The sequence below is a fragment of the Roseiarcus sp. genome (genome assembly GCF_052145395.1).
GTDB lineage: Bacteria > Pseudomonadota > Alphaproteobacteria > Rhizobiales > Beijerinckiaceae > Roseiarcus.
Genome location: NZ_JBKQOT010000742.1, coordinates 1 through 3337, shown reverse-complemented (window position 1 = coordinate 3337; position 3337 = coordinate 1). Strand labels below are relative to the sequence as shown.

Genomic DNA, 3337 nt, shown 5'->3' with positions numbered 1-3337 from the left:
GAAGCCCGGCCACTCCCTGCCGAACTTCGACAAGGGCGATCATCTCCATCCGAACGCCGCCGGATACCAGGCGATGGGCGGCGCGATCGATCTCCAGACGATGACGACCAAGTGAGCGCCGCCGGGTAGGCGGGCAGCTCGCTCAGCCGCGACCGACAAAAAGCCTTGGCGCGCGCCTAGCGCGCGTCGAAGGCGGCTCCTTGTGAGCGTCCGGCGCTCCCACGCCGGCCGCTCAGCCCAATTTTTCTTTTACTTTGCCGGCGCCGCGCAGGCGTAGCGCGCCGCGTTGCTTCGATCGCCTTGGCCCGAGTAGTGGGCCGCGGACGGATAGGCGCACCACGGGCGCTGGGCTACGACGCCCTTTTACGGATCGTTGTCGCCATACTTTGTCGCAACGATCTGTTCCGGCGCGACGCCGTCCTCGACCCAGTGCGCAAGCGCGGAGACGACGTCGTGCTCGGGATCGCGGCTTGTCGAGGGCAGGCCGAACACCCCGCCGATCGCATTCGGGCCCGGCCCTCCGCCGCAATGATCCATCCCCGGCGCCATGAACAGCCGGTAGAAGGATTGAGCGTCCTTGAGGCCGCCCATCTTGTCGGTGACCTCGTTGTAGTAATTGATCGAACTCTGAGGCGGAATCCCGGAGTCGTTCCAGCCGTGATACTGGATCAGCTTCCCGCCGGCCGCCCGAAAGGCGCTGAGATCGGGGCTAGTCGAGTCCACCGCTTCCCCGGTTTTTGTCTCCGCCGCCGCGAGGTCGTCGCTGATGTTCTCGCCGTCGATGCGCCAGTCCGACTTGTCGAACACCATGTTGGCGAAATAGCCGGTGACGAAGAAGTTCGCCAGGCTTCCCGCGCTATGCGTTGCGTCGTCGCCGGTGATCCAGAGGACCCAGGCGGTCGGCCCCGCTTCGCCTCCTGGCGCAAAGCCAGGAAAGATCGGCTGCCCGGCCGCGTCCGATGCGCCCGAATAGATCTTTTTGAGCGCCGAAACTTCCGGATCGGTCAGGCAGGCGTCCGTTTGGCCGGCCTTGCAAAGGAGGCTCGTCGCATCGAAGCGGCACTGCGCCGGATCTTCGACATAGCCGCTCTCGGCTGGACATTGGGCGTGCACGGCCTTCGATACGATGGCGAGTTTGGCGGGGGAGAGCCAGGAGCCAGGCTGCTTGAGGGCCTGCTCGGTCCAGATTCCGTTGGCCAATAGTTTCGCCCACGAGTTCGCCGGCGCGCCGGCGACGATGCCGTCATAGTCCTTCGGGAAACGCACCGCCTCCATCAGCGCTTCGCGGCCGCCGTCGGAGCAGCCGCTGAAATAGGAGCGCGTCGGCGACTTCTGGTAATAGTCGGCGACGATTGCCTTGGAGGCTTCCGCCGTCTCGTGAATTGCGCGCCAGCCGAAGTCGACGATGCTTCCGGGATGGCCGAGCGCCCAGGCCGCGTCGAGCGTGCCGCCGGTATGGCCGGTGTCGGTCGCAGAGACGGCGTATCCGGCGGAAAGCGCCCAATCCATCGGCGACAGGATCAGCGAGCCGGCGAAGCCGCCGTTGCCGACCCCCTGGTATTTGCCGTTCCAGGCGCCTTTCTGCGGCAACCAGACCTCGAAACGCGCGTGTGAGTTCGCCGAGGTCTTGAGCATGCCCTCTACCCGGCAGAAGGATGAGTTGATCGCAACCGGCTTGGGAGGATCGAGCCCCATGAGGCTCGAGGGCGGCGACACGTTGGTCGCCGCCATGATCGTCGCGTCGCCATAGATCTTGTCGGCGAGGTCGCCACAATCTGCGGCCCTCGCCGAGGGGGCCGCGAGCGCCAATGCGCTAACGGCTGCCGCGCCAGCGAGCGCGACGCGCGCGCACCTTGAAGTTTGCTTCGTTGATCTCCGCATGTTCCGCTCCTCGGCGTCCTCGGTGGATGGCTCTTCGGCCGCGGACGGCGAGCGCCTGTTGGCGTCGCCGTCTCGCTTTTCGGATTGGGGCTTGCGATGGACTCTCAAGAGCGAGCCCGCGCGGAGAGTGCGTTGTTTCGGCACGATGCGCAACGTCATAAAGCCAATCGGCTTGGTCTGATCTTAGGCCCATGGTTCGCCGACTGATCGGCAAGGTCGAGCGGCTTCGTGGAGACAAGCGAAGCTGAACGCGACGGGGGCGGCGTTTCGGTTGGAGGACCAGCAACTGAAGGGCGAGATCCGGCATTCAAGGCTTTGCCGCCGCGCCCGCAGATCAAGCCATCGGGCGTGGAAAAGGCGACGGATCGCATTGCGGCGGAGAAGGCGGCCAAGGCCGGCGCGCCGCCGCCGGGTCGTTGCGGTCCCCGGGGTGTCCAAATTGAGCATCGACCGCACGGTGACGTGCCGGCAACTGCGGGTTCAAAAGGCGCTTTCGTTGATTGAGGTCTGTGGAAGATGAAACCGATGCGCAGTTGTATTCGACCAGCACTGGCGACCCGCAATTCGGGGGGCACACTCCCTCCTTAATCTTGCCGTCGACATGGAGACGCACATGATTGATGTCTTATGGAAGCCGCTTCCCACGCCCATGTGGCCCGAGGGATCCGTCATGGCTGACTTGCCCGGACTGATCCTGGAGGCGTCCTTCGACCAGGGTGTGCCGACCTGGAAGGTTCAGAGAAAAAGCGGGAAGAATGCTCTCCCGGACCTGGTCTCAAGTGGCACGGCCGACAGCTTCGAGGCCGCCAAGGCAGCGGCGCTGCACGTAGCGGAGACAAGCGGCGATTAGGCGCGGAGAGGCTTCCCGTGGCAGCGCGGCCGAGTGCATCCGCGATGCCGACGCGAGCCTCATATCATCCCCGGACGGAACATCGACCTCCGGCTGATGACCTTGCCGGACACGACGAACACCCCTTCGCCTGTGTAGTGGAGCGTCTCGGGGTGCTTCGGCGACGAGGCGACATGCGCCCTCACGACCTCGAAGATGAAGAAGTCGTACTTGGCGACCAGAGCATCGTCGTGGAGGCGGCATTCGAAGTTCGCATGGCATTCAGCGATCAGCGGCGCGTCGACCTCAGCAGCCTTCTCAGCCGTCAGTCCGAAGTGCTGGAACTTGTCGATCTCGGCGCCGGTGGTGTTGCCGATCCCCACGACGACATCAGTGAGCTTGCTCGTCGGCAAGTTGATCACACATTCCCGGCTGCGGCGGATCATCTCGAAGCTGTGGTTGGCACTCGAAATGACGCACCCGACAAGCGAAGGCGTGAACTCCATGACCGTGTGCCAGCCCATCGTCATGATGTTCGTGCGTCCTTCGTGCGACGACGAAACCAGCACGATCGGACCCGGCTCTAGGTAACACCGGACCTGGGACGTCGGGAAGTCGGCCTTCTTG

3 protein-coding genes are annotated in these 3337 nt (G+C 64.4%); 1 reads left to right on the top strand and 2 read right to left on the bottom strand.

Features of this window, described 5'->3' with window-relative positions; genetic code table 11:
• Nucleotides 1–363 precede the first annotated feature (363 nt).
• The gene (locus ACLP25_RS25505; RefSeq protein ID WP_442471912.1) at nt 364–1881 is read right to left on the bottom strand and encodes a tannase/feruloyl esterase family alpha/beta hydrolase; all 1518 of its coding nucleotides are present in this window, start codon (nt 1879–1881) and stop codon (nt 364–366) included.
• Nucleotides 1882–2494: 613 nt separating this feature from the next.
• Here ACLP25_RS25505 and ACLP25_RS25500 point away from each other — a divergent pair.
• Nucleotides 2495–2731 carry a hypothetical protein gene (locus tag ACLP25_RS25500; RefSeq protein WP_442471911.1) on the top strand — a complete coding sequence of 79 codons (237 nt, stop codon included), beginning with the start codon at nt 2495–2497 and terminating at the stop codon, nt 2729–2731.
• A 59-nt stretch (nt 2732–2790) separates the two neighbouring features.
• On the opposite strand, the gene ACLP25_RS25495 is transcribed toward ACLP25_RS25500, so the two are convergent.
• On the bottom strand, nt 2791–3337 hold a 547-nt coding region (locus tag ACLP25_RS25495; RefSeq protein WP_442471910.1), incomplete at its 5' end, for a flavin reductase family protein.